The organism is Erwinia sp. E_sp_B01_1, assembly GCF_036865545.1.
Lineage (GTDB): Bacteria > Pseudomonadota > Gammaproteobacteria > Enterobacterales > Enterobacteriaceae > Erwinia.
Genome location: NZ_CP142208.1, coordinates 2,605,422 through 2,630,495 on the forward strand (window position 1 = coordinate 2,605,422; position 25,074 = coordinate 2,630,495).

Sequence of the window (25,074 nt, forward strand, 5' to 3'; positions counted from 1 at the left end):
TTACACCCTTTTCTGGAAAATTTCCCGCCTGTGGCTAAGCTTCTGATACAGAGTGATCTGTACACACGGCTTATGCCAACTGATTAATGACAGGGAGAATAGAATGAAGTTATTTAAAGTCCTGACGGGTATGCTTGTTGCGGCTGTAGTCGCGATCACAGTCAGCGCCTGTGCGCCAACGCCGACGAAAGAAGGAACCGGTGGCTATATTGACGACACTGTTGTCACCACTAAAGTGAAAACGGAATTACTGAAAGACGAATCACTGAAATCCACTGAGATTAACGTTGAGACTTTCAAAGGCCGCGTTCAGCTGAGTGGTTTTGTCACCAGCCCGCAGTCAGCTAACCGTGCGGTGCAAATCACCCGTGGCGTGAAAGGTGTTACCTCCGTTACGAACAATATGCAAATCAAGTAATTGTGCTGCATAACGAGGAAAGGCGCTGATTCAGCGCCTTTTTTTTCAGCCCGAACTCAGAAGCGATAGCCCGCGCCGAAGAAGAATACGAACGGATTAATATGGGTATCAATACTCTGATGGCCGGCTGCGGAGTCAAAGCCGACTTTGGTTTTGATATCCATGTACCACAGGGAAGCATTCAGCATCCAGTCGGGCGTCAGCTGGTAATCCAGACCCACTTGCCCTGCAACACCCCAGGAATTTTTCACGCTGAGGTTACTTAAACCGGCGTCCCGCCCTGCCTGGTTAAAATCGCTGTCGTAAAACATGGTGTAATTCACGCCAATACCCGCATAAGGCTGCCACTGACTGCTGTTACCCATAAAATACCACTGCGCCATCAGCGTCGGAGGCAACTGGTGAACCGTCGCCAAAGTACCGGTTGCCGCTAAACCCACTTTGTGGCGGAATGGCGTGGCCCCTAATAATTCAATCCCGACATTGTCCGTTGCCATATAGGTAAAGGTCAGGCCCAACTGCGTGTTGTTGCTGACGTCAAACTCGCCGAGTCCCAGAACATTGTCAGAGCCACCGGTTGGACGTACGGTGGCGGAACCTGCACGCATAAAGAAATCGCCAGCCTGATGTGCAGATGCCACCACCGGCAGTAAAGTTGCCACGGCAAGCACCAATGCTTTCACTTTCATATCCACTCCTTTGCAAATTAAGGTGTGCGCAATTGCGCAGTCGTTGTTTTTATTGGCGACAGTTTTACCTTAATTCCTGCAAAGATCACCCGGATCAATTCTTTCTAACCCATTAAAAAACATAGATTTGATTCAGATCAATTTTCAGGGGTTGAGTAGTTTCCTCACGTGCCGGAATAATCCCGGGCGGCCAGAGATTTTCTTTCAACTGCAAATACCGCCTTCCTGATTAAATAAGCGACTAATCCCTTCTTTAATTGAAAGTTATGTAAGTCAGGGTGCCAGGTTGCCCGCAGACCATGTACAATTGCCGGATCGCAATTAAGGGTTTAAAAAAGGAGTGTACATGTCATTCACGGCGGGTTCGCTATACCGTGACACGGGGAATTTTTTCCGCCATCAACTGGTTACCATTATCCTGTTGGCGCTGCTTACCTCATTCATCACCGTACTGATAGGCCATGCTTTAACGCCAGACGCAGACCAGTTGTCGATCCTTACTGAGGGTGACAGCGGGGCCGGAATGAGCCTGTTTGAAATGGTGCAGAACATGTCACCCGATCAACAACGCGTGCTGCTCAGGGCTTCCGCCGCCGGAACCTTTGCCTCACTGGTAGGCAATACCCTGCTGCTGGGTGGAATGCTGAGCCTGATCCCGATGGTTTCTGCCGGTCAGCGTGTCAGCGCCCTGCGCGCAATCGGCCAGTCTGCGCCTTTCCTGCCACGTTTGCTGCTGCTGGTGTTTATCATGACGCTGGTGATTCAACTCGGCTTTATGGTACTGGTTGTGCCTGGCGTGGTGCTCACGGTGTTGCTGGCGCTGGCGCCGGTGATTCAGGCTACTGAAAAGGTCGGTGTTGTTGCCGCCATGCGCACCAGTATCCGCCTGGTCTGGAGTCAGATGAAAGTCGTCGCTCCGGCCGTGGCTGTCTGGTTACTGGCTAAAATCCTGGTTCTGCTGCTGGCAACCTCTGTGACCGTGTTGCCTGCCAACGTCGCCTCAGTGGTGTTGAATGCACTGAGCAATCTGGTCTCAGCCATCCTGATTATTTATCTGTATCGCCTGTATATGCTGTTACGTTAATCCCCGTCTGCGTGCCCCGTTGGGGTTCGCAGGCGCCACGTAATTTTTTGCATCAGCCTGCTATTTGGACGCCTCTATGAAGCAGTTACTCGATTTCCTTCCTCTTGTGGTCTTTTTTGTCTTCTACAAGCTGTACGATATTTTTGTCGCTTCAGGCGCGCTGATTGTGGCGACCGCTCTGGCTTTAGTTGCCAGCTGGCTGCTTTATCGTAAGCTGGAAAAAATGACCATCATCACTTTTGTGCTGGTTGCGGTGTTTGGCACCCTGACGCTGGTTTTCCATAACGATGAATTCATTAAGTGGAAGGTGACGGTCATTTACACCCTCTTCGCTGTTGCGCTGGTGTTCAGCCAGTTCTGGATGAAGCAACCGTTAATCCAGACCATGCTGGGCAAAGAGCTGACCCTGCCCGCTTTTGCCTGGAAAAAACTCAACATCGCCTGGGCGGTATTCTTCCTCGCCTGTGGTCTGGCAAATATTTACGTCGCGTTTTGGTTATCTCAGGAATTTTGGGTTAATTTTAAAGTGTTTGGACTGACTGGCCTCACCCTGCTGTTTACCGTCATCAGCGGTCTCTATATTTACCGACTGATGCCGCAAGAAGAAAAATAAAATTCGCCCGGCACTCGTCCGGGCCTTCCCCCTTTTTTACTGAGAAGCATGACAATGACAGACGACAACAACAGAGTGCCGCAGGGCGAGATGGTGCTGCGTACGCTGGCTATGCCTGCGGATACCAATGCCAATGGCGATATCTTCGGTGGCTGGCTGATGTCGCAAATGGATATGGGTGGCGCGATCCTTGCCAAAGAGATTGCCGGTGGCCGGGTGGTGACCGTTCGCGCAGATGGGATGACTTTTCTTAAGCCGGTAGCCGTGGGTGATGTAGTGAGTTGCCACGCCCGCTGTATTCGCAGCGGCACCAGCTCCATCACTATCAATATTGAGGTGTGGATCAAGAAAGTCTCTTCTGAGCCAATCGGTCAGCGTTACTGCACCACTGAAGCGGTATTTATCTATGTTGCGGTAGACGGTGAAGGCAAACCCCGCCCTCTGCCAGAAGGCAAAAGCCACTTCCGTTACGATGAAAAGTCTTAACTTAAGTTGAAGCTGATTATCATGGGTTGCGGTTGATTCCCGACCCATGATGACAGGCCTGAGGCCAGATACCTGAGCCTCAGGCCGCCTTCCTCACGCACTATTCGATGCTTGAACCGCCATTGATCTTGAAGACGATATTCATTGTCACATCTTTGCCCGGCTTATTGGCTTCATAGCGCCATTTCTTCATCGCCTGCTTAACTTCCCTTTCGAACATATTGCGCGGCTCTGCAGAAAGAATGCGTATGTTATCAACTTCTCCCGAACTGCTTACGTCAAACTGGACGCGCACACGCCCTTCCATACGCAATGCATAAGCACGAGCCGGATAGGCAGGTTTGCCCACGCTCAGCGCTTTAGGCCCGGTCGACACAGCCGTTGATGGCGCTGGTGAGGTTTTGGGCGCGGTAGAAGGCTTAGGTGCCGTGGCCGTCTTTTCGTTGTTAAAAGGAGAAGCCTGTTTCGGTTCGGTACGTGGCTTGATCTCTTTCTTCGGCTTGACCACTTCTTTCTTCACTGGCTTAGGCTTAGGTTTCGGCACGGGTTTAGGGATCGGCACGGGTTCCGGCTTAGGGGGCTCTGGAGCGGGTTCTGGTTCTGGCTCGGGCTCGGGTTCAGGTTCAACCACAGGTTCCGGAACAGGCTGAGGTGCGGGTTCTGGCTGCACTTCAGGAGCAACCATAGAAACACTAATGGGTTGAGACGCTTTAGGCACTTCAACAACCTGATGAAAAGAGGCATAGAGGATCCCTCCAATCACTACGGCATGCAGTCCCAGTGAGAACAGCATCGGCAGCGAAACACGGCGAGGTAAAGAATTTTCTGCAAGCGTCGTCATAATCTTTCTGCTGTAAGTGTGAAGGGGCAAGTTTAAATGCAAATAGCAATCAGTTTCAATAACATCTCAATCCCGGAGCGCCGATTTCCTGAGAAAAGTGGTTTGCACTGACTGTTATCAAGCCTCAGCCAGGTTTCATTTGCAGATTACTGAGCGATGACTTAACGTGATGAACGACAAATTGACCTGACAGGAGTTGTAAACGTGCTTTACGTAATTTACGCGGAAGATAATGCTGATTCTCTGGAAAAGCGTACCGCCGTACGCCCTGCTCACCTTGCGCGTCTGCAACTGCTGCAGGATGAAGGTCGGCTGATTTTGGCCGGCCCAATGCCCGCTGTCGACAGTAATGACCCTGGTAAAGCAGGCTTCAGTGGTTCCACCATTGTGGCCGAGTTCTCTTCACTGGAAGCGGCTCAGTCCTGGGCACAGGACGACCCCTATATAGCGGCAGGCGTTTATAAGCAGGTAGCCGTAAAACCTTTCAAACGGGTGTTCTGACAGCCTGAAGAAAACGCGCCCCTGTCTGGCATTATGCCATCATGGGCGCGTGTTATCCGGGACGTGCGGCCTCAAGGGACCTGGGTGATAAACAAAATAGAACGCCGTTGCTGCTGACTCAGTGAGTGACGAATGGCATGCATCCGGCCATACCTGCGTGACTGTCCTTCCAGCCAGCGCGCCCGACGACGCTGGACCTGACGCGACATACGCCAGCGTGCAACTTCATTTCTACTCCGTCTCATCTTACCCTCTGTCTACGCTTGAAAAACTCGCGGCGCAGTATATCCCTTTCTTTACTGGGGCAAGGTCCGATGACTTTAAAAATGAAAAGGTTTCGCGAGTTCTCTTCAACACGTAAACTCCCTCCATTCAGGCGTGAACAGGATTTCCACTTCCATGACGACTTTTTATACCGTACTCAGCTGGCTGCTGGTATTTGGCTACTGGCTGCTGATAGCCAGCGTAACGCTGCGTATTCTGATGAAACGTCGTGCCGTGCCTTCTGCCATGGCCTGGCTGCTGGTTATTTATATTCTGCCGCTGGTAGGCATCATTGCTTATCTCTCGTTTGGTGAGCTACATCTGGGCAAGCGTCGCGCCGAACGCGCCCGCACTATGTGGCCCTCCACTGCCCGCTGGCTTAACGATCTGAAGTCCTGTCATCAGATTTTTGCACATGAAAACAGTGATGTGGCCCGTTCGCTGTTTCAGCTTTGTGAAAACCGTCAGGGCGTGGCAGGCGTAAAAGGCAATCAGCTTCAGCTTCTGACCTCCACTGATGACACACTCCAGGCGCTGGTGCGGGATATCCAGCTGGCCCGACACAATATTGAGATGGTGTTCTACATCTGGCAGCCCGGTGGCCTGGCCGACGAAGTGGCCGAATCACTGATGGCGGCGGCCAGACGCGGCGTGCACTGCCGCCTGATGCTGGATTCGGCCGGGAGCGTACAATTTTTCCGTAGTCCCTGGGCCGCGATGATGCGCAATGCCGGTATCGACGTGGTGGAGTCGCTGAAAGTCAGCCTGTGGCGTGTTTTTCTGCGGCGTATGGATCTCCGGCAGCACCGTAAAGTCGTGCTGATTGATAATTATATTGCCTACACCGGCAGTATGAACCTGGTTGATCCCCGCTATTTCAAACAGGATGCGGGCGTAGGTCAGTGGATTGATTTAATGGCGAGGATGGAAGGCCCGGTGGCGACAACCATGGGCATTATCTACTCCTGCGACTGGGAAATTGAAACCGGCAAACGTATTTTGCCGCCCCCGCCTGACGGCAACGTGATGCCCTTTGAGCAGGAAAGTGGCCATACCATCCAGGTCATCGCTTCCGGCCCCGGTTTTCCGGAAGATTTGATCCATCAGGCGCTGCTGACCGCTGTTTATGCCGCACGGGAACAGCTGATCATGACCACACCCTATTTCGTGCCAAGTGACGATCTGTTGCATGCCATCTGTACTGCCGCTCTGCGTGGCGTGGATGTCAGCATTATCGTGCCCCGCCACAATGATTCGCTGCTGGTTGGCTGGGCCAGTCGGGCTTTCTTTGCAGAACTCCTGTCGGCCGGCGTAAAGATCTATCAGTTTGAAGATGGCCTGCTGCACACCAAAAGCGTGCTGGTAGATGGTCAACTTAGCATGGTGGGCACCGTGAATCTGGATATGCGCAGCCTGTGGCTGAATTTCGAGATTACCCTGGTGATTGATGATGATGGTTTTGGCAGCGACCTGGCGCGCGTTCAGGATGATTATATAGCCCGTTCCCGGCTGGTTGATGGTCAACGCTGGTCAAGACGTGCCTGGTGGCAGCGGATTGTTGAACGACTGTTTTACTTCTTCAGTCCGTTGCTGTAAAACGAGCGAAATTGCACAGCGCCCGCAGGGGCATTATGGGAAATGTTATGGATTTGAATAACCGCCTTACCGAAGATGAAACTCTTGAACAGGCTTACGATATTTTTCTTGAGCTGGCGGCCGATAATCTTGATCCAGCCGATATCATTCTGTTCAATCTGCAGTTTGAAGAACGCGGCGGCGCAGAGCTGTTCGATCCGTCTGATGACTGGTCTGAACATGTAGACTACGATCTGAATCCGGACTTCTTCGCAGAAGTGGTGATTGGTCTGGGCGAGGCTGATGGTGAGCCAATCAATGATGTCTTTGCCCGCGTCCTGTTGTGCCGCGAGAAAGATCACAAGCTCTGTCATATCCTGTGGCGTGAATAACACCACTCTGCCGGGAGGCCGGGCATTGAATCAATGCCCGGCCTTTTTTTGTTACAACGGATCAACCTTCAGGCAGGAGACTGCATGATGGAAACTGCCCTCAAGCAGCGGCCGGGTTTTCGCACACTCTGGTCCGGCAATCGGGCAGCGTGTACGGAACACACAGCCTGATGGCGGATTAATGGGTGACGGCAATTCCCCTTCCAGCAGCTGAATGACCTTATTTTTTTCCAGATCCGGATCGGGAATGGGCACTGCTGACATCAGCGCTCGCGTATAAGGATGCTGCGGATTCTGGTATACCTCACTGTAGGTTCCCAGCTCCACCGCATGGCCCAGATACATCACCAGTACCCGGTCGGAGATGTGTTTCACTACCGCCAGGTCATGGGCAATGAAGATCAGCGACAGGCCCATCTCACGCTGCAGCTTTTGCAGCAGATTGACCACCTGAGCCTGAATGGAAACATCCAGCGCCGAAACAGGTTCATCACAGATGATCAGTTTGGGTTCCAGAATCAGGGCGCGGGCTATGCCGATACGCTGACACTGACCGCCTGAGAATTCGTGCGGATAACGGTTGATCAGGTTGGGCAACAGACCCACCTTCATCATCATCGTTTTCACCCGCTCTTTGACCTCCTGACGGGCCATCTTTGGATGATAAGTGCGAAGCGGCTCGGCAATAATATCGCCGATGGTCATACGGGGATTCAGCGAGGCCAGGGGATCCTGAAAAATCATCTGGATATCGCTGCGTGCCTTGCGCCACTCCTCTTCGCTCTGCCCGAGCAGGTCACGTCCCAGCCAGGCTACACGCCCTTCGGTTGCTTTTACCAGCCCGATGATGGCGCGGGCCAGCGTGGATTTACCACAGCCGGACTCACCTACCACCCCCAGAGTTTCCCCTTCATAGAGACGCAGGCTGACACCATCAACCGCCTTCAGCGTTTTAGGCGGCTGCCAGAACCACTGCCGGCCATCTTTGATATCAAAGTGGACCTTCAGATCGGCAATCTCGAGCAGGACTTTCTTTTCAGCTAGCGCACTCATACCAGCTCCTCCACGGGTTTAAAGCAGGCACGCAGGCGCCCTTCACCAAAAGGTTCCAGCGGGGGGCTGTGGAACAGATCGGCATTGCGTACTGACAACGAGGCTGGAACGGACAACCCGCAGGCAGCCGCAGCAGATTCGGCGGATTGCCAGCAATGGTGGTCAGCGATTCCCCTTCGGCATCCAGACGCGGTACGGCATTCAACAGGCCTATGGAGTACGGGTGCGTAGGCTGATAAAACACATCGCGGGCCGAGCCATATTCCATGGTGCGCCCGGCATACATCACCAGTACGCGGTCGCAGATCCCGGCCACCACGCCCAGATCGTGGGTGATCATCACAATCGCCGTATTGAACTCCCGCTTAAGATCGTTCAGCAGCGTCATAATCTGTGCCTGCACCGTCACGTCCAGCGCAGTAGTAGGTTCATCTGCAATCAGCAGTTTTGGCCGGCAGAGCAGCGCCATAGCGATCATCACGCGCTGGCGCATTCCGCCAGAAAATTCATGCGGGAACATTTTCATGCGCTTCCGCGCTTCCGGCATCTTTACCGCATCCAGCATATGCACAGACTCTTCAAAAGCCTGAGCGCTACTCATCCCCTTATGCAGCTTGAGCACTTCCATCAGCTGCTCCCCCACTTTCATGTAGGGATTCAGGGAGGTCATAGGGTCCTGGAAGATCATTGAAATCTGTTCTGCACGCAGGTGGTTCAGCTGTTTTTCCGGCAGGTTAAGGATCTCTTTGCCGTTAAACAAGGCTGAACCGCCAATGCGCCCGTTACTGGCCAGCAGCCCCATCAGGGCAAACGCCGTCTGAGACTTGCCGGAACCGGATTCGCCTACGATGCCCAGGGTTTCGCCCGCCCGCAGGCTGAAGTTCAGATCGTTAACTGCCGTAACGTCACCGTCAGGCGTGCCAAAGGTCACGCGAAGATCCTTCACGTCGAGCAGAAGGTCAGTTCCCGCTTTTTTGCCATTGCTGGCTGCATGTCGATTACGCTCATCGGGAAACTCCTTAACGATCTTTCGGGTCGAGGGCATCACGCAGGCCATCGCCGATAAAGTTGAAACAAAACAGCGTCACGACCAGGAAGCCAGCCGGGAACATTAACAGCCAGGGTGAAACTTCCATCGAGTTCGCCCCGTCGCTAAGCAACGCGCCCCAACTGCTTAAGGGCTCCTGCGTGCCCAACCCCAGGAAGCTCAGGAAGGATTCAAACAGGATCATGCTGGGCACCAGCAATGAGGCATAGACCACCACCACACCCAGCACGTTAGGCACGATATGGCGCAGCACAATACTGTAGGTGGAGACGCCGCCGACATGTGCCGCTTCAATAAACTCTTTGCGTTTCAGGCTCAGCGTCTGACCGCGAACGATACGCGCCATATCCAGCCAGGAAACCAGGCCTATAGCGACAAATATCAGCAGAATATTGCGGCCAAAAAAGGTCACCAGCAGGATTACGAAGAACATAAACGGGAAGGAGTTAAGGATCTCCAGCAGGCGCATCATTACCGAATCGGTTTTTCCACCCAGATAGCCTGCCAGCGATCCGTAGAGTGTCCCGACCAGCACAGCCACCAGCGCGGATGCAATGCCGACCATCAGAGAGATACGTCCACCGATAGCCACGCGCACCATCAGGTCTCGTCCTGACGAATCGGTGCCGAAGTAGTGTTTTGAGATCATATCCGGTGCGGCAGACATCATGCCCCAGTCGGTATCATCGTAGGTAAACGGCGCCAGCATCGGCGCAAAGATCACAAACAGTGCAATCAGCAGTAGCACAATAAGGCTGGCTAACGCCGCACGGTTATGGATAAAGCGACGGCGGGCGTCCTGCCACAGACTGCGGCCTTCGACCTCCAGCTTTTCGCTGAAGGCTTCGAGAGCTTCGCTATTTTTTTTACGCAACATCATGGCGAGCTCCGGGATTAATAACGAATTTTCGGATCGATAACGGCATAGAGCACATCAACAATCGCATTAAACAAAATGGTCAGCACACCCACCAGGATCGTCAGGCTCAGCACCAGCGAGTAGTCGCGGTTCAATGCGCCATTCACAAACAGCTGACCAATGCCCGGCAACCCGTAAATGGTTTCAATCACCATAGATCCGGTGATGATGCCCACAAAAGCCGGGCCCAGGTAGGACAACACTGGCAGCATGGCCGGTTTCAGCGCATGGCGCAGCACGATGCGGTGCATCGGCAGCCCCTTAGCGCGCGCGGTGCGGATGAAATTGGAGTGGAGGATCTCAATCATTGAGCCCCTGGTAATACGCGCAATGCTGGCAATATAAGCCAGAGAGAGCGCGACCATAGGCAGGATCATGTATTTCGCCTCCCCGCCGTTCCAGCCGCCGCCGGGCAGCCATTTCAGAGTAATGGCGAAGATCAGGACCAGCAAAGGCGCTACCACGAAGCTGGGGATCACCACCCCGGTCATCGCCACCCCCATGACCACAAAGTCCCATTTCGTATTTTGCCTCAGAGCGGCAATGACGCCGGCAAACACGCCCAGCACAACCGCAAGGAGAAACGCCGCCAGTCCCAGTTTTGCAGAAACCGGGAAAGCATGGCCGACCAGATAGTTGACCGAATAATCTTTATATTTAAACGATGGCCCGAAATCGCCATGCGCCAGCTGCACCAGGTAGTTGGTGTACTGTTTCCACATGGGATCGTTCAGGTGGTACTTGGCTTCAATATTGGCCATTACTTCAGGCGACAGCGTGCGTTCACCGGTAAAAGGACTCCCCGGTGCCAGACGCATCATAAAGAAGGAGATAGTAATCAGGATAAGTAACGTCGGAATCGCTTCCAGAAAACGACGAAAAATAAATTTTAACATTGCCCGTACCTGCTGGCTTGTGCCTCAGCACTGCTTAAAATAGACACGCAGGGAGAAGGTCGCCCTCCTCCCTGATTGTTGCCATTAGTGTTTGATAATATACAGATTTTTGTCGTACACGTTGTCCAGCGCATCTTTGCCGGTGTAGCCACCTACGTAGGTTTTAACCAGACGGGCATTGACATAATAATAGACCGGAACAATCACGGAGTCTTTGTCGAGGATCTGCTCGGCTTTCGCGTACAAATCGCTGCGACCTTTCTCGTCACTGGCTTTCGCCGCGTCGGCCATCACTTTATCGAAGTCAGCAGACTTGTAATGTGAGGTGTTGTTACTGCTGCCAGATAACATGGTGTTCAGGAAAGAAGTAGGTTCGTTGTAATCCGCGCACCAGGCGGCACGGGAAACGTCGAAGTTACCCTGATGACGGGTATCCAGGAAGGTTTTCCACTCCTGGTTGTTCAGCTTGATGTTCACACCCAGGTTCTTCTTCCAGATAGAGGCTGCAGCAATAGCCAGCTTCTTATGCAGGTCGGAAGTGTTGTACAGCAGTTCAAAGGTCAGCGGCTTGTCAGCGGTATACCCGGCTTCGGCCAGCAGTTTTTTCGCTTCAGCATTACGTTTGTCCTGGGACCAGCTGAACCATTCTGGTTTGATCAGATCGGCACCGTCTGTGGCAGGAGGCGTGTAGCTGTAGGCTGGCAGTTGTCCCTGAGCCAGTACTTTGTTGACCATGATGTCACGGTCGATACCCAGCTTCAGCGCTGCACGGACGCGCGGGTCGGTAAATGGCGCTTTCTGGTTGTTGATTTCGTAATAGTAAGTACAGAGATAAGGATCAACATGTAACTCTTTTGGGTTATCACGCTGCAGTTTCTTAAACAGCTCGATCGGCATGTTGTTGTACGTCATGTCGCTACCGTCGTTACTGAAGTAACGGTTAACGTCGCTGACTTCGGAAGAAATCGGCAGGAAGGTGACCTTATCCAGTTTGGTGTCCGCGTTATCCCAGTATTCGGTGTTACGCACCAGGACAATACGTTCGTTAATGACGTGGGTTTGCAGTTTAAATGCGCCGTTACCTACCCAGTTTTCTGGCTGCGTCCATTTCTCACCAGCTTTATCAATGGCTGGCTTATACACCGGGGACATTGACGGGTGGATCAGCAATTTAAAGAAGTAAGGCACTGATTCACTCAGGGTCACTTCCAGCGTATTGGCATCGATCGCTTTTACACCCAGCGTATCCGGGTTTTTCTTGCCGGAGATGATCTCATCAATATTTTCAAGATGACCATATTGCAGATAGCTGGCGTAAGGAGAAGCCGTTTTAGGATCGGCCAGACGCTTCCAGCTATAGACGAAATCCTGTGCGGTTACAGGCTCACCATTAGACCACTTGGCATTTTTGCGCAGATGGAAGGTCCAGACTTTACCGTCTTTGTTTTCCCAGCTTTCTGCCACGCCAGGAATTGGATGCCCCTGAGTATCACTGATTACCAGCCCTTCCAGCAGATCGCGGCTGACGTTAGATTCCGGTACGCCTTCAATTTTATGGGGATCCAGAGACTGGACTTCATCTCCGTTGCCTTTCACCAGTTCCTGCTTTCCTGCCAGTTCAACGCCTGCCGGCACCTGAGCGGCCATGGCCACATTTCCTGCCAGCGCAGTCATGATGCCAAGAGCAATCAGGCTTTTCTTCGTGATGTTGGTCATGAGTTACCTACTCCAGTTATTTTTATCAATGCGGTCTGAAATTTTCAGAGCCTCAGTTATCAGAGGTTCTGCCCGCCGCGCCGGAACGATGACGCGTGGGAGGAATTACCCTTGCCGGTTACTGCCTGAAACCGGATAAAACTTATCACCCGGTCTCAATGTTTAATGATGTAGAAATACTTGAGGTCCGTGAGATCCTGCGGATCTTTGCCTGTAAAGCCCCCTACCCAGGGTTTTACCAGACGGGCGCTTACACGGTAATAAACCGGCACAATGGCTGAATCCTGATCCAGTTGCTGTTCTGCCTGTTGATAGACAGCCGCGCGCTCTTTATCGGAAACGAGAAGTGACTTTGCCATCAGCGCATCGAATTTTTCGCTTTTGTAAAAAGCGGTATTACTGGAAGAGTTGCTGAGCATGGCGTTCAGGAAGGTGGACGGTTCGTTGTAATCTGAACACCAGGTCGCCCGCGCCACGTCATAATTACCCTGATGACGGGTATCAAGCATGGTTTTCCACTCCTGATTATCCAGCGCGACTTTAGCCCCAAGATTTTTACTCCACATCGAGGCCGCGGCAATTGCCTGCTTTTTATTCACATCAGAAGTGTTATACAGCAGCCTGAAAGTCAGCGGCTTATCTGAGCCATATCCCGCTTCAGCCAGCAGTTTTCTTGCCTGCTCGTTGCGTTGCTGCTGAGTCAGACGCATCCATTCAGGCTGAGAAAGGTCGGCACCCTCAATAAACGGCGGAGTAAATCCACCCGCCGGTATCTGCCCCTGGCCCATGACTTTATCGGTGATGATATTGCGGTCCAGCGTCAGCTTGACCGCTGTACGAACGCGGGGATCGTTAAACGGAGGACGCTTGTTATTGAGTTCATAATAAAACGTACACAGCAAAGGACTGATATGTACCTGTTTCCCCAGCGTTTTTTTCAGCACAGGAAAAAGCTCCGGTGGCAAAGCACTGTTGGTCATATCAATTTCACCGCTGCGGTAGCGGTTTACATCACTCGACTCTGAGGTAATGGGCAGAAACGTGGCGTTTTCAATCACTGTCTGGCGGTTATTCCAGTATGCAGGGTTACGTTTAACCACGATTTTTTCGTTAATCACCCAGTCGCTGAGCGTATAAGCGCCATTGCTAACGTAATGACCAGGCTGGGTCCACTGCTCACCCCATTGCTCCACCGCGTTACGGTTGACGGGCTTCAGTGAAGTATGGGCCGTCAGGGCGATGAAATAGGGAACGGGCTCGCTCAGAGTCACCTGAAGGTGATGGGCGTCTAACGCTTTGATGCCGAGCAAATCCGGGGACTTTTTCCCTGCAAGAATGGCGTCTATATTGTCGATATGAGCATATTGCAGATAACTCGCATAAGGCGAAGCAGTTCGTGGATCCACCAGTCGCTGCCAGCTGTAAACGAAATCGGCTGCGGTAACCGGCTCGCCATTACTCCATTTTGCATCTGCACGCAGGGTGAATATCCAGATTTTACCCTGTTCGCTCTTCCAGCTCTCCGCCACGCCAGGCACAACATGGCCGTTATTGTCCGTAGTGGTCAGCCCCTCCAGCAAATTCAGAATAATATTGCTTTCCGGAACACCTTCAATTTTCTGCGGATCCAGTGAAGAAACTTCCCCACCATTGTTGATCACCATAGTTTGCTGAGGTGCCAGGACTACGTTAGCTGGCATTGTGGCCGCCATAACGCCGCCGGCAAAAACGCCAAAGCTTAACGCGATAAGCTGAGATAACAACTGGCCAGGAACTGGAAGACATTTCATTAAGCGTTAGTAACCTGTGTTCGTGAATCTGCGGCTGAACCGGAAAATGAAGTATTCATTTGCACATCTGGTGCCAGTTTCACACCGATCTTCCGGAAACTATCAGATGGGTAGTTTTTAAGCCAAAGCAAAATCTTAGAAATGTTAACTAATTCTCTTTTATCACAACAAAATGTTGTGTAGCAATGTTATTTAATTTGCCGAATTAATAGATAACTTATTGATATTAATGGCTTTTCGTAGATAGAAGCTCATTAAATAAACAATTTTACCGTCAATTTTGTGTTTAAAGTAAACGATTTACCCTGCAAACCCTTACTTTCAACGTAAAATCCCATAAAATTCCACCAAACCAGAGGATGAAACTAAACTGAGCCCGGTCATTTAGTGATTAATGGTGTGAAAATATTAACAATTAACGTAAAAGTTTACTGAGGCGGGTTGTTTGCGGGGATTTGCAGTAATTACATTAATAACAGCGAAGCGGCGTTAAGCTAAATGAATAATTGCACCAAAATAACCGGCCAACAGGCTGTTTTGCACTATATTGGTGCTTCATTTTGTTGCAGTCGAAAAAAAAGCGCAGATTATGCGCCTTTTTGACTTATTTACAGTGGAGAAAATTTAGTTCACCAGCCCCGGAAAAAGGGCCTTCAGACCGGTAACGACAAATTCAATGCCTAAGGCCATAAGAAGCAGTCCCATGATACGGGTTATTACGTTAATCCCTGTCTGTCCCAGTAATCTGACCATCAGAGGAGCGGCGCGAAACAGTAGCCAGCAGCAGAAGGCGAACAGCGCGATAGCCAGGCTGAATCCCAGCAGATTCAACCAACTGTGATAACGGGTGCTCCAGACGATGGTGGAACTGATAGCACCAGGGCCTGCCATTAAAGGCAGTGCCAGCGGCACCACACCAATGCTTTCGCGAATAGCCGTTTCTGATTTTTCCTGCTTGTTCTGCTTGTCTTCACCCAGCTTGCCACTGATCATCGACATAGCGATAGTCACAACCAGTATGCCGCCAGCTATGCGGAAAGAATCAATTGAGATGCCAAAAATATGCAGAATCGCGTCACCAAGAAACAGGGAAGTCCATAAAATAATGGCGACTGACAGGTTGGCTGTCATATTGGTTTTATTACGGGCTGCCGGCACCTGATAGCTGGTCATGCTGATAAATACCGGAATGATCCCTACCGGATTGACCAGGGCAAAAAGCCCGACAAAGAATTTGATATAGCCGGATAGATCTAAAAGTGCCGGATTCACACTGTGCTCCTGAGCGGGCCAAATTTATGGCGGCTAATGTAATGGAAAACAGGCGGCGTTGCTATCACAGCAAGGGTGTATTTTCGCCTGTATTTAAGGGCAAAATGCAGTGATAAAAACTGGTTATTAGCCTGCTTCAGGGAGATAAGCCCTGCCAGACTTCCTTTGCCGGAAATTATTTTCAGGCATAAATCACTCTCTGCCTGAACACCAGAGCTGAAAGGTGTCAGCTTGGTTATAAGATGATCCAGATCAAAATTGAGTTACCTCTTAATGAGTAAGCTTTGTGGCATTGAAAGGCGCTGATAAGTCCCTGCTTCACCTACCCTCAGTGTGATGCCAAGACTCTTTCAGTAAACCTGTAGAACTTTTTTGGAAAGAATCAAGTTCAGTCACGGCAAGATCACAACACATCAATACCGCGTGGCTATACTCCTAAGTTCTGACTTGTTTACTAATAGAGTTTAACTTTCATCAGGAGAGCATTATGGCCGTTACTAATGTTGCTGAACTTAACGCACTGGTTGAACGTGTTAAAGAAGCACAGCGCGAATACGCCAGTTTCACTCAAGAGCAGGTCGACAAAATTTTCCGTGCTGCAGCCCTTGCCGCCGCCGATGCCCGCATCCCGCTGGCAAAAATGGCTGTAGCCGAATCAGGCATGGGGATTGTTGAAGACAAAGTCATCAAAAATCACTTCGCTTCCGAATATATTTACAACGCCTATAAAGACGAAAAAACCTGCGGGATCCTGAGTACGGATGAAACCTTTGGTACCATCACTATAGCCGAGCCTACCGGTCTGATCTGCGGTATAGTCCCTACCACTAACCCTACCTCTACCGCCATTTTCAAAGCGTTAATCAGCCTTAAAACACGAAATGGCATTATCTTTTCTCCACACCCAAGAGCAAAAGACGCCACCAATAAAGCGGCGGATATTGTCCTGCAGGCAGCCATTGCCGCAGGGGCGCCAAAAGATATTATCGGCTGGATCGACGTGCCCTCAGTTGAACTCTCTAACCAGTTAATGCATCACCCTGATATCAATCTGATCCTTGCTACCGGTGGACCGGGCATGGTTAAGGCGGCCTACAGCTCGGGTAAACCAGCAATTGGCGTAGGCGCGGGTAATACGCCGGTAGTGATTGATGACAGTGCCGATATAAAGCGTGCGGTTGCCTCAATTCTGATGTCCAAAACCTTCGATAATGGGGTGATTTGTGCCTCAGAGCAGTCAGTTATTGTGGTGGACTCAGCCTATGATGCCGTTCGCGAACGTTTTGCCAGCCACGGTGGCTACATGCTGCAGGGCCAGGAACTCAAGGCAGTGCAGGAGATCATTCTGAAAAACGGCGCGCTGAATGCCGCCATCGTAGGTCAGCCAGCGGTCAAAATTGCTGAGATGGCCGGTATCCATGTGCCTGCCAATACTAAAATCCTGATCGGCGAAGTCCAGAAGGTTGATGAGTCCGAGCCTTTTGCTCACGAAAAACTCTCCCCTACCCTGGCCATGTACCGGGCCAAAGACTTTGAAGACGCGGTGAGTAAAGCGGAAAAACTGGTGGCAATGGGCGGAATCGGCCACACCTCCTGTCTGTACACCGATCAGGATAATGAGCGCGAGCGCGTTAATTATTTCGGCGATAAGATGAAAACCGCCCGCATCCTGATTAACACGCCTGCTTCTCAGGGCGGGATTGGTGACCTGTATAACTTTAAACTGGCGCCTTCGCTGACGCTGGGCTGTGGTTCCTGGGGGGTAACTCCATTTCTGAAAATGTCGGACCTAAACATCTGATTAACAAGAAAACCGTGGCTAAGCGAGCAGAGAATATGTTGTGGCATAAACTTCCGAAGTCTATCTACTTCCGTCGCGGTTCACTCCCTATAGCGCTTGAAGAAGTGGCGACAGATGGCGCGAAACGTGCCTTTATCGTGACTGACCGCTACCTGTTCAATAATGGTTATGCAGACCAGGTTGTTTCAGTGCTGAAGTCTCATGGTATTGAAACAGAAGTGTTCTTCGAAGTTGAAGCGGATCCAACCCTGAGCATCGTACGTAAAGGTGCTGAACAGATGAACTCCTTTAAACCAGACGTCATTATCGCTCTTGGCGGGGGTTCACCGATGGATGCCGCCAAAATTATGTGGGTGATGTATGAACATCCTGAAACCCATTTTGAGGAGCTGGCGCTGCGCTTTATGGATATCCGTAAACGCATCTACAAATTCCCGAAAATGGGCGTGAAGGCAAAAATGATCGCCATCACCACCACTTCCGGGACCGGCTCTGAAGTGACGCCTTTTGCGGTGGTGACTGATGATGCCACCGGCCAGAAATATCCCCTGGCCGACTATGCGCTGACGCCTGATATGGCTATTGTTGACGCCAACCTGGTGATGAACATGCCTAAGTCTCTTTGTGCCTTTGGGGGACTGGATGCGGTGACCCACTCGCTGGAAGCTTATGTCTCAGTACTGGCTAACGAATATTCTGACGGTCAGGCATTGCAGGCCCTGAAGCTGCTGCAGGAGAATTTACCGGCCAGTTATCGTGACGGTGCGAAAAATCCAATAGCCCGTGAGCGTGTTCACAATGCGGCTACCATTGCAGGTATTGCCTTCGCCAACGCCTTCCTGGGTGTCTGTCACTCCATGGCGCATAAACTGGGTTCTGAGTTCCATATTCCCCATGGTCTGGCAAACGCCCTGCTGATTAGCAACGTCATCCGCTATAACGCCAATGACAATCCAACCAAGCAGACGGCATTCAGCCAATATGACCGTCCTCAGGCTCGTCGTCGTTATGCCGAAGTGGCCGACCATTTACGTCTCAGCGCTCCCGGTGACCGCACTGCACAGAAAATCGAGAAGCTGCTGGCCTGGCTTGAAGAGATGAAAGCTCAACTGGGTATTCCTAAATCAATTCGCGAGGCAGGCGTGCAGGAAGCGGACTTCCTGGCGAAAGTGGACAAGCTGGCTGAAGATGCTTTCGATGACCAGTGTACTGGCGCTAACCCACGCTATCCGCTGATTGCCGAACTTAAGCAAATCATGCTCGACACCTTCTACGGACGTGAATACAGCGAAGTTTTCGCCAGTATTGCTGAAGCCGCGGAAGCTCAACCGGTAACGGCAAAAAAAGTTGAGAAGAAAGTGAAAAAGTAAGCGTTGTTCAATTTAAAAACCCGCCTGAAGGCGGGTTTTTTTATGCAGGCGATTATAAAGAAAAACTAATCAATATCAGCAGCCATATTCAAAAGGGGTCACCTGGTCCGGCATAACTATTCCACTGCTCTTAATTGACCTGCTTGCCATAAATCGCCTGTAAACAACCCTGTTCAATTGCTGCTTTATAATGTTTACGGCATACCGAAACATAGCGTTCATTACCGCCAATCACTACCTGCTCGCCTTCTTTGAATGGTGCGCCATTTTGATCCAGCCTTAATACCATTCCGGCTTTTCTTCCGCAGTGGCAAACGGTTTTTAATTCCACAAGCTTATCTGACCAGGCTAATAAGTAGTGGCTTCCGGTAAATAACTCGCCGCGGAAATCTGTACGTAATCCATAACAAAGTACAGGTATATCGAGATTATCCACTACATCTGATAAGGCTTTTACCTGCTCTCTTGTCAGGAATTGACTTTCATCCACCAGCACGCAGTGAACCGGTTCCATCAAATGCAAAGCATTGATCTCGTCATAAAGTGACGTGGTGTTATCATACAATTTTGCTGGAGAAGAAAGCCCTATTCTCGAACTGACCTTGCCCGAACCGAAGCGGTTATCGATCTCCGCAGTGTAGACTATAGTCCTCATTCCCCGTTCCTGATAGTTATATGAGGATTGCAACAACGCGGTGGACTTGCCGGCGTTCATCGCGGAATAATAAAAATACAGCTGAGCCATCAGCCTTCACTCCCTGCAGATAATTCAAATGAATAATCGGAATTGTACCACAAGCCACATCAGCCGTGGCGGCGTTGATCGGTGACATAACGTGAAGCTGAGTATTTCAATGGAATTGCCCCTCAGGAAGAAAATGTCTTTGAATTAACCCTGTTTTTCTTACCCTGACCTCTTTTTTCCTCAGGGATTTTTCGCATTTTACGATTAAAAAAACAATTACAGCTCTGTTAATATCAGCGCAATTCACTTAACCAAATTGCGATTACCCTGAAATGATTACCTGTTTGCTGTTTTAACTGCTATATTCAACCTGCATTTGAGCATGGGTACTCCCCGGCTTAATGACTACAAAACAGGCATTGCAATTGCTATTTTAACTTCGCATTAAGGTTAATAATGGGGAAGGAATCTTTATCTTCCGTTATTCTGAATTCCTTACAAAATTAACTATTGCAGTTCGTTTTTGCTCACTCTATTATTATCGGGCAGAACAGTTCCCCCACTTTTATAATTTTTGAGATTCATATAATGAGCGAAGCACTTAAAATTTTGAACAACATTCGTACCCTGCGTGCTCAAGCCAGAGAATGTACTCTGGAAACGCTGGAAGAAATGCTGGAAAAACTGGAAGTTGTTGTTAATGAGCGTCGTGATGAAGAGAGCCATGCTCAGGCTGAAGTTCAGGAACGCACCCGTAAATTACAGCAATACCGTGAGATGCTGATTGCCGATGGCATTGATCCTAACGAACTACTTTCAACGCTGACCGCCACCAAAGCGCCAGGCAAAGCCAAACGTGCTGCCCGCCCTGCTAAATACAAATATACTGATGAAAATGGCGAAGCCAGAACCTGGACCGGCCAGGGCCGTACGCCAGCAGTCATTAAAAAAGCCATTGATGAAGGTAAACAGCTGGACGATTTCCTGCTGTAATCATTCATTCAGGTGCTTCAGAAAAACCCATCCCCGTGATGGGTTTTTTATTGGCAGCGATTTAACCGCGTTCGTCTTCAGACAATAAAAAAGGAGCCGTAGCTCCTGTTTACGGGTGGTTATCTGCTACACCTTATAATAAGAACGATACCATGTGACAAACTGTGCAATACCCTCTTCAACCCCGGTCTGAGGTTTAAAGCCCGTCGCCTCATACAAGGCGGTGGTATCGGCACTGGTCTCCAGCACGTCACCGGGCTGCATTGGCAGCATATTCTTATCAGCTTTGATCCCCAGCGCCTTTTCCAGCGCTTCGATATAAGCCATCAGCGTGACGGGATTACTGTTGCCTATATTATAGACGCGGTAAGGAGCGGAACTGGTCGCAGGGCTGCCCTGCTCAACGGTCCAGTTTTCATCCGGCTGAGGAATAACATCCTGCAAACGTACAATGGCTTCAGCAATATCGTCGATATAAGTGAAATCACGACGCATTTGTCCGTTGTTATAGACATCAATCTTTTCACCCGCAACCATCGCCCGGGTGAATTTAAATAAAGCCATATCCGGACGCCCCCAGGGACCATAGACGGTAAAGAACCGCAGACCAGTGGTGGGAATGCCGTACAGGTGAGAATAGGTGTGAGACATCAGCTCGTTGGCTTTCTTGGTCGCTGCGTACAACGACACAGGATGGTCAACAGAATCATCTGTAGAGAATGGCATCTTACGATTCAGGCCATAAACGGAGCTGGATGAGGCGTAAAGCAGGTGGCCTATATGGTTATGGCGGCACCCTTCAAGAATATTCAGATGGCCAATGAGATTCGCATCTGCGTAAGCCAGGGGGTTATCCAGTGAATAACGCACGCCGGCCTGAGCGCCCAGGTGGATGACCCGCTCAAACGCTTCGTCGCGAAAGAGTTGGGCGATCCCTTCTCTGTCAGCCAGATCGATTTGGATAAAAGAAAACTGCTCGTGGGGCTTGAGTAATTCAAGACGGGCAAGTTTGAGGTTAACATCGTAATAATCATTCAGGTTGTCGATCCCGACAACCTGGTGACCGGCTGCCAGCAGGCGTTCCGCTACGTGAAAACCTATAAATCCTGCTGCGCCGGTAACCAGATATTTCATACTGCCCTCGTTAATTATGCAATGTTGATTGAAGCTCCGCGGCCGATTGCATAATAAACAAAACCGCGCTTGCTGATTCTTTCTGGATCATACAGGTTACGACCATCAAAAATCACGGGTTCTTTCAGAGCATTTTTAATGACATCAAAATCCGGGGCGCGGAAGTTTTGCCATTCGGTACAGATAACCAGGCCATCAGCACCCTGCAGAGCCGCTTCTTTGGTACCCATCAGCTTCAGATCGCTGCGGTGACCGTAGATGCGCTGCGCTTCATCCATCGCTTCCGGATCGAAAGCCTGCACGGATGCACCCGCTTCCCAAAGCGCTTCCATCAGCACACGGCTTGATGCTTCACGCATGTCATCGGTATTTGGCTTAAAGGAAAGCCCCCACAGCGCAAAGGTTTTGCCCTGCAGATTGTCACCGAAATGACGCTTGATGAAGGTTGGCAGCTTGTTCTTCTGCGAATCATTGACGTCTTCAACAGCCTGCAGCAAACGAGGCGTGTAGCCAATTTGCTCTGCGGTACGGATCAGTGCCTGCACATCTTTAGGGAAGCAGGAACCGCCGTAGCCACAGCCAGGATAGATGAATGAGTAGCCGATACGCGGGTCAGAACCGATACCCTGACGCACTTTCTCAACATCTGCACCCAGGCGTTCAGCCAGGTTAGAGATTTCATTCATAAAGCTGATTTTGGTGGCCAGCATGCAGTTTGCTGCATACTTGGTCAGCTCCGCGCTGCGGATATCCATCAAAATCATGCGATCGTGATTACGGTTAAACGGCTCGTACAACTCACGCAGCAGTTCAACAACGGCATCATTGTCCGTGCCCACGACAATACGCTCAGGACGCATACAGTCGTTAACAGCGGCACCTTCCTTGAGGAATTCTGGGTTAGAAACCACATCAAAGGCGATGGTTTCACCGCGTGCTTTCAGGGCTTCTTCCATTACTGCGCGAACACGATCTGCTGTCCCTACTGGAACAGTAGACTTGTCGATCACCACTTTATGATCGTTCATGTGCTGCGCGATAGTGCGGGCTACAGCGGTAACATATTTCAGATCCGCAGAGCCGTCTTCATCCGGAGGTGTGCCCACAGCGATAAACTGCATCGTGCCGTGATTCACACCCTCTTCCGCGTTGGTGGAAAACTTGAGGCTACCAGCTTCATAGTTTTTCATCACCAGAGGCGTCAGGCCCGGTTCAAAAATTGGAATGATCCCTTTCTTCAGATTCTCGACTTTATTCGCGTCGACATCGATACAAAGAACGTCATGTCCGACTTCGGCCAAAACCGCAGCCTGAACCAGACCCACATAGCCGATACCAAATACGGTGACTTTCATTGAATTGTCCCGGTTAAATTAAAATTACTTTTTATTACCAACGGTGCTTTCAAGCCACTCTTTAAAGTCGCTGCCCAGCGTATCGTGACGCACGCCGTACTCGACGAAAGCCTGCATGTAGCCCAGCTTGTTACCACAGTCATGGCTGATACCTTTCAGGTGATAAGCTTCAACTGTTTCTTTGTCCATCAGCATAGCGATGGAGTCGGTCAGCTGGATTTCATCACCAGCGCCCGGAGGGGTTTTAGCCAGCAGAGGCCAGATATCTGCAGAAAGAACATAACGTCCTACTACTGCCAGATTGGATGGCGCTTTATCTGCTTTAGGCTTCTCTACAACACCGACCATAGGAGCACTTTCGCCCGCGTTAAGTTCAGCACCCTGACAATCCACCACGCCGTAAGCTGTTACGTCAGCTACTGGCTCAACCATAATCTGGCTGTGGCCGGTCTCATCAAAGCGGCGCATCATATCGGCCAGGTTGTCTTTGGTCAGGTTAGATTCGTATTCATCAATAATAACGTCAGGCAAGATAACAGCGAAAGGCTCGTTACCTACAACCGGGTAAGCACACATTACAGCGTGGCCCAGGCCTTTTGCCAGACCCTGACGGACCTGCATGATGGTCACGTGCGGAGGACAGATAGACTGAATCTCTTCCAGCAGCTGACGCTTAACGCGTTTTTCCAGCATTGATTCCAGCTCAAAACTGGTATCAAAGTGGTTTTCAATGGCGTTTTTAGAGGAGTGTGTCACTAACACAATCTCAGTGATCCCTGCTGCGATGCACTCATTAACGACATACTGAATTAACGGCTTATCAACCAATGGCAGCATTTCTTTTGGAATGGCTTTGGTTGCAGGCAACATACGCGTTCCCAAACCAGCTACCGGGATTACCGCTTTTTTTACTTTGGACTTATAGGCAGACATCTAAGTACCTCTCTTTATAGGCCGTTCAAGTTATTACTTGATATGTCGAGTTAAAAAACGAGTTGAGTATACCAGTGGAACCCTGACGGATTTATCCTGGATGAACCCTTTCAGCATAAATTAAGATTATTACCCAAGTGTAAAGCTTAACTTTGGTCCTGTCTGCCGGGCGAAAAAATAATTACGCCCGGAAAGTTACTCAGTAGACAACATCAGGCGCAGCCTGCCTCCGGCGCCCCAAACCTGGCATTGCCAGGCCTCGCACCGCTGACTAATCTGGTTCAAATGGGTGTTGCCTAAAGTACCAAGAGGAACGCCGTTACTGAGCTGAATTTGATGGGAATTGACGCTGAGCGTGGCATTTAAGCCAGCAGAAACGAGGATCAGGTTCTTCAGGCCCTGGTGATAATACCCTACCAGTAACGGGAATTGCCCCTGAAGATTAGCCTGACGTAAAAGCAGATTGACCTGTTTAAGCAGGCTGTTTAATTCCGGCAGTCGCTGAGACTGTCCGGATAATTGATCCTGTAGCAGCCCGTTAAATAACGCTCTCAACAACAACGCAGCCAGCACACCATTATCACCAGCCCGGGTAACATCCAGGCAATAGAAGGCCAGATCTTTTTCAGATAGCGCTGCAATATCCAGCACCAGTCCTGGTTGTTCTGCCATCGTAAGCTGCCGGTAATTAATCCGGCAGTTGGCGATTACCTGCTGAACGGGTGGTTGAAGTTGTTTGAGAAGTTTTGAAGCGGCGTGGGGATCCCGCACCAGCGCATCCCAGTCCTGAAACAGTTGCTCATCTTCTTCGACTTTGGACGTAAACATCGAAGGATAGAGGCATTCAAAAACAGCCTCACGCAACCGGGCCAGATCTTTAAGCGGTTTAAGCAGTACGTCCTGCACGCCGAGACGCAGCAGATGGGCTATGTCAGCCATATTCTCCGTAGCAGAAATCACCAGAATGGGCAGAACGTTGCCTTTGCTGCGCAGATGTTCAACAAGCTTGAGTCCATTCATGCGCGGCATGGCCAGATCGCAGATTATCAAATCGTGAGAAGACTGGTTCAGTTTTTCGAGGGCCTGAAGGCCGTCCTCAGCCAGCGTAATCTCAGCGCCAAGAGAACCGAGATAGTTGTCAAGAAGAGAGCGGAAAACGACTTCGTCTTCAACAATCAGAATCTTTTTTCCGCTTAATGGCTTGTCCATTATCCCCCCTGTACACCGGATTAGTCAATAGTGGCTC

22 protein-coding genes and 2 pseudogenes are annotated in these 25,074 nt (G+C 50.6%); 9 read left to right on the plus strand and 15 right to left on the minus strand.

The window, feature by feature from the left end:
- Nucleotides 1-103: 103 nt before the first annotated feature.
- Nucleotides 104-418 carry a BON domain-containing protein gene (locus VRC33_RS12320; RefSeq protein ID WP_338556211.1) on the plus strand — a complete coding sequence of 105 codons (315 nt, stop codon included), beginning with the start codon at nucleotides 104-106 and terminating at the stop codon, nucleotides 416-418.
- A gap of 56 nt (nucleotides 419-474) precedes the next feature.
- Here VRC33_RS12320 and ompW read toward each other — a convergent pair whose 3' ends face one another.
- Entirely contained in the window at nucleotides 475-1,107 is a 633-nt protein-coding gene (gene ompW / locus VRC33_RS12325; RefSeq protein WP_338556213.1) for an outer membrane protein OmpW, read from the minus strand.
- A gap of 346 nt (nucleotides 1,108-1,453) precedes the next feature.
- Here ompW and VRC33_RS12330 point away from each other — a divergent pair, with 346 nt between their 5' ends.
- The 3 genes from VRC33_RS12330 to yciA all read left to right on the plus strand — a co-directional run bounded on the left by VRC33_RS12330 (nucleotide 1,454) and on the right by yciA (nucleotide 3,290).
- A complete protein-coding gene (locus VRC33_RS12330; RefSeq protein WP_338556215.1) occupies nucleotides 1,454-2,191 on the plus strand; it encodes a YciC family protein in 738 nt (245 codons plus the stop codon).
- Between the two features lie 76 nt (nucleotides 2,192-2,267).
- Complete coding sequence (locus VRC33_RS12335) at nucleotides 2,268-2,804, plus strand: septation protein A (protein WP_338556217.1); 537 nt, start codon at nucleotides 2,268-2,270, stop codon at nucleotides 2,802-2,804.
- 54 nt (nucleotides 2,805-2,858) lie between these two features.
- Nucleotides 2,859-3,290, plus strand: a complete 432-nt coding sequence (gene yciA, locus VRC33_RS12340) for an acyl-CoA thioester hydrolase YciA (RefSeq protein WP_338556219.1) — start codon at nucleotides 2,859-2,861, stop codon at nucleotides 3,288-3,290.
- Nucleotides 3,291-3,390: 100 nt separating this feature from the next.
- On the opposite strand, the gene tonB is transcribed toward yciA, so the two are convergent.
- Nucleotides 3,391-4,131 (minus strand): TonB system transport protein TonB, encoded by a 741-nt coding sequence (gene tonB, locus VRC33_RS12345; protein ID WP_338556221.1) that lies wholly within the window; start codon nucleotides 4,129-4,131, stop codon nucleotides 3,391-3,393.
- Nucleotides 4,132-4,335: 204 nt separating this feature from the next.
- On the opposite strand from tonB, the gene VRC33_RS12350 reads away from it, so the two are divergent.
- Complete coding sequence (locus VRC33_RS12350; protein WP_338556223.1) at nucleotides 4,336-4,632, plus strand: YciI family protein; 297 nt, start codon at nucleotides 4,336-4,338, stop codon at nucleotides 4,630-4,632.
- Nucleotides 4,633-4,703: 71 nt separating this feature from the next.
- On the opposite strand, the gene VRC33_RS12355 is transcribed toward VRC33_RS12350, so the two are convergent.
- Nucleotides 4,704-4,877, minus strand: coding sequence for a YciY family protein (locus tag VRC33_RS12355; RefSeq protein WP_338556225.1), 174 nt, complete (start codon nucleotides 4,875-4,877; stop codon nucleotides 4,704-4,706).
- A gap of 154 nt (nucleotides 4,878-5,031) precedes the next feature.
- On the opposite strand from VRC33_RS12355, the gene cls reads away from it, so the two are divergent.
- The gene (gene cls / locus VRC33_RS12360; RefSeq protein ID WP_338556227.1) at nucleotides 5,032-6,492 is read left to right on the plus strand and encodes a cardiolipin synthase; all 1,461 of its coding nucleotides are present in this window, start codon (nucleotides 5,032-5,034) and stop codon (nucleotides 6,490-6,492) included.
- A gap of 47 nt (nucleotides 6,493-6,539) precedes the next feature.
- Nucleotides 6,540-6,863, plus strand: a complete 324-nt coding sequence (locus tag VRC33_RS12365) for an HI1450 family dsDNA-mimic protein (RefSeq protein WP_338556229.1) — start codon at nucleotides 6,540-6,542, stop codon at nucleotides 6,861-6,863.
- A 51-nt stretch (nucleotides 6,864-6,914) separates the two neighbouring features.
- On the opposite strand, the gene oppF is transcribed toward VRC33_RS12365, so the two are convergent.
- The 7 genes and pseudogenes from oppF to VRC33_RS12400 form a co-directional block, all read right to left on the minus strand.
- Entirely contained in the window at nucleotides 6,915-7,916 is a 1,002-nt protein-coding gene (gene oppF, locus VRC33_RS12370) for a murein tripeptide/oligopeptide ABC transporter ATP binding protein OppF (RefSeq protein ID WP_338556231.1), read from the minus strand.
- Nucleotides 7,913-8,924, minus strand: a pseudogene (locus tag VRC33_RS12375) (ABC transporter ATP-binding protein). Before VRC33_RS12375 ends, oppF begins: the two are co-directional and overlap by 4 nt.
- An 11-nt stretch (nucleotides 8,925-8,935) precedes the next feature.
- The gene (gene oppC, locus VRC33_RS12380) at nucleotides 8,936-9,844 is read right to left on the minus strand and encodes an oligopeptide ABC transporter permease OppC (protein ID WP_338556234.1); all 909 of its coding nucleotides are present in this window, start codon (nucleotides 9,842-9,844) and stop codon (nucleotides 8,936-8,938) included.
- A gap of 14 nt (nucleotides 9,845-9,858) precedes the next feature.
- Nucleotides 9,859-10,779: an oligopeptide ABC transporter permease OppB gene (gene oppB / locus VRC33_RS12385; protein ID WP_338556236.1), complete on the minus strand. Its 921-nt coding sequence runs from the start codon at nucleotides 10,777-10,779 to the stop codon at nucleotides 9,859-9,861.
- An 84-nt stretch (nucleotides 10,780-10,863) separates the two neighbouring features.
- The gene (gene oppA, locus VRC33_RS12390) at nucleotides 10,864-12,495 is read right to left on the minus strand and encodes an oligopeptide ABC transporter substrate-binding protein OppA (protein WP_338556238.1); all 1,632 of its coding nucleotides are present in this window, start codon (nucleotides 12,493-12,495) and stop codon (nucleotides 10,864-10,866) included.
- A 155-nt stretch (nucleotides 12,496-12,650) separates the two neighbouring features.
- A complete protein-coding gene (locus VRC33_RS12395) occupies nucleotides 12,651-14,207 on the minus strand; it encodes an ABC transporter substrate-binding protein (RefSeq protein ID WP_338577003.1) in 1,557 nt (518 codons plus the stop codon).
- Nucleotides 14,208-14,909: 702 nt separating this feature from the next.
- Nucleotides 14,910-15,557 carry a YchE family NAAT transporter gene (locus VRC33_RS12400; protein WP_338556242.1) on the minus strand — a complete coding sequence of 216 codons (648 nt, stop codon included), beginning with the start codon at nucleotides 15,555-15,557 and terminating at the stop codon, nucleotides 14,910-14,912.
- Between the two features lie 487 nt (nucleotides 15,558-16,044).
- On the opposite strand from VRC33_RS12400, the pseudogene adhE reads away from it, so the two are divergent.
- Nucleotides 16,045-18,728, plus strand: a pseudogene (gene adhE, locus VRC33_RS12405) (bifunctional acetaldehyde-CoA/alcohol dehydrogenase).
- A gap of 130 nt (nucleotides 18,729-18,858) precedes the next feature.
- Here the strand turns inward: adhE and tdk are convergent.
- Nucleotides 18,859-19,473, minus strand: a complete 615-nt coding sequence (gene tdk, locus VRC33_RS12410) for a thymidine kinase (protein WP_338556246.1) — start codon at nucleotides 19,471-19,473, stop codon at nucleotides 18,859-18,861.
- A gap of 528 nt (nucleotides 19,474-20,001) precedes the next feature.
- Here tdk and hns point away from each other — a divergent pair.
- Nucleotides 20,002-20,406, plus strand: a complete 405-nt coding sequence (gene hns, locus VRC33_RS12415; protein ID WP_338556248.1) for a histone-like nucleoid-structuring protein H-NS — start codon at nucleotides 20,002-20,004, stop codon at nucleotides 20,404-20,406.
- A gap of 126 nt (nucleotides 20,407-20,532) precedes the next feature.
- Here hns and VRC33_RS12420 read toward each other — a convergent pair whose 3' ends face one another.
- From VRC33_RS12420 to rssB, 4 genes are all read right to left on the minus strand, one after another.
- Entirely contained in the window at nucleotides 20,533-21,540 is a 1,008-nt protein-coding gene (locus VRC33_RS12420; RefSeq protein WP_338556250.1) for an NAD-dependent epimerase, read from the minus strand.
- Nucleotides 21,541-21,554: 14 nt separating this feature from the next.
- Complete coding sequence (locus VRC33_RS12425; RefSeq protein ID WP_338556252.1) at nucleotides 21,555-22,895, minus strand: UDP-glucose/GDP-mannose dehydrogenase family protein; 1,341 nt, start codon at nucleotides 22,893-22,895, stop codon at nucleotides 21,555-21,557.
- A gap of 24 nt (nucleotides 22,896-22,919) precedes the next feature.
- On the minus strand, nucleotides 22,920-23,828 hold the full coding sequence (galU, locus tag VRC33_RS12430; RefSeq protein WP_338556254.1) for a UTP--glucose-1-phosphate uridylyltransferase GalU: 909 nt from the start codon (nucleotides 23,826-23,828) through the stop codon (nucleotides 22,920-22,922).
- Nucleotides 23,829-24,023: 195 nt separating this feature from the next.
- Nucleotides 24,024-25,037: a two-component system response regulator RssB gene (rssB, locus tag VRC33_RS12435; protein WP_338556256.1), complete on the minus strand. Its 1,014-nt coding sequence runs from the start codon at nucleotides 25,035-25,037 to the stop codon at nucleotides 24,024-24,026.
- Nucleotides 25,038-25,074: the final 37 nt, after the last annotated feature.